Source organism: Acinetobacter sp. YH12231 (assembly GCF_013417755.1).
Taxonomy (GTDB): Bacteria; Pseudomonadota; Gammaproteobacteria; order Pseudomonadales; family Moraxellaceae; genus Acinetobacter; species Acinetobacter amyesii.
Window position 1 is genome coordinate 1 of sequence record NZ_VPDJ01000060.1, and the last position, 1,732, is coordinate 1,732.

Here is a 1,732-nt window from a genome sequence, read left to right on the forward strand (position 1 = left end):
TTTGGTAGTGTTTCAAAAAGTATGCTGAAGAAAAAGCCGATTGGATTTTGATAAAATAGAGAAATGCAAATAACTCTAGCAATCAAATGTCCAACCTGCCTCAGTGATAGTATAAAGAAAAATGGTATCAAAGTAGATGGGAAACAAAACTATCAGTGCAAAGACTGTAAACGTCAGTTTATTGGTGATCATGCACTGAGCTATCTAGGATGTAAGTCAGGTATTACTCGTAAAATATTACAGTTGATGGTCAGAGGCAGCGGTATACGAGATATTGCTGAAGTTGAGCGCATCAGTATCGGTAAAGTTTTACGTACTTTAACTGAATCAACCTATGAAATTCAGCCTCAGCAAAGTCATTATGAATCTCTCGAAGTAGATGAGTTCTGGAATTTTGTTGGAAATAAAAAGAATAAACAATGGCTTATTTTTGTTCAAAAGTCATATTTTACCTCGGAGAAACCGGACATTTTTATTGGTGAGAATATAGACACTTTAAATGGGTTCTAACACTCTCGTTTCGTATAACAGCCATTATGTTAAATGAATGATAATTGACATTTTGTTCATTAATACTGATATGCAACGAATTTTATTATATGTCACCCCTCAATTACAAATATAAATGACTGCTCGTCTAATCATCTCCATTACACAATTAAATGTTAAAATGCATAGCTACTTCATCTAAGATAAAATATATGTATCCAAATCTACAGCACAGCTTCGAAAACAGCGTCATTCTCGTTGTAGAAGATGATTATGATATTGGTGACATTCTTGAAAAATACATAAAAAATGAAAACATGCAGGTCATCCGTGCATTGGATGGACAACAAGCTTTAGAGTGCCTAAAAGCCAACTCTATCGACCTGATTCTCCTTGATATTAAATTACCCAAACTAAATGGCTGGGAAATTCTACAAATCATCCGTCAAACAAGTCATTTACCTGTCATTATGCTGACTGCCTTAGATGATCAAGTGAATAAGATCATGGGGCTAAAAATGGGTGCTGATGACTTTATTATTAAGCCATTTAACCCAAACGAAGTGATTGCACGAATACAAGCCGTACTTAGACGAAGTACAAGCCAAAATATGGAAATAACTAATATTATTCGTTATAGAAATATTGAAATTAATCCAGATCATCATCAAGTTTACATTTCAAATGGTCAAAGAAATCAGTTGCTCAACCTTACGTTAACTGAGTATAAGATACTGTTTTTGATGGCAAAAACACCGAATAAAGTCTTTACACGTAATGAATTGATCCAAAACTGTATGCCTGAAAGTGATGCTTTAGATCGCACTGTAGATAGCCATATCAGCAAATTACGCAAAAAACTTGAAGAAAATGATGTAAATGGCTTATTAATCAATGTCCGTGGCGTGGGGTATCGCTTAGATCAAAATCATGAAATTTAACTTTTTTAAAAATTCTGTTGGAATTAACTTCCAGTTTATTATCATGATGAGCCTATTCAATTTAGGCATTACGCTGTTATCTTTCATGATTGGCTATTTTGTTTATAGCTGGGCGATAAAAATAGGTTTTCTAAATACACAAGTTATTAATTCAAATGAATTTTCAGTTACCTCCGTTGACTTTATCTGGCTGTTTTTAGTGCTATTAACAGGCTTTTTTCTTTCTACTATCCTCGCCTTTAAATATGGAAAACGCTATACACAGCCAATTAGTGATTTAGCAGATGTTATTCAACAAATTC

The 1,732-nt window shown here is 33.5% G+C and carries 1 protein-coding gene and 2 pseudogenes; all 3 read left to right on the forward strand.

What is annotated here, in order from left to right; genetic code table 11:
• Positions 1 to 63 precede the first annotated feature (63 nt).
• Positions 64 to 432 (forward strand): annotated as a pseudogene (locus FTV11_RS16875) (IS1-like element ISAba3 family transposase); the annotation flags it as partial.
• Between the two features lie 269 nt (positions 433 to 701).
• Complete coding sequence (gene adeR, locus FTV11_RS16880) at positions 702 to 1,430, forward strand: efflux system response regulator transcription factor AdeR (RefSeq protein WP_032073130.1); 729 nt, start codon at positions 702 to 704, stop codon at positions 1,428 to 1,430.
• Positions 1,420 to 1,732, forward strand: a pseudogene (locus FTV11_RS16885) (two-component sensor histidine kinase AdeS); the annotation flags it as partial. The gene adeR and the pseudogene FTV11_RS16885, both read left to right, overlap by 11 nt.

Coding starts and splice junctions, on each gene's coding strand:
- adeR (WP_032073130.1), top strand. CDS start 702: ATGTATCCAAATCTACAGCACAGCTTCGAAAACAGCGTCATTCTCGTT.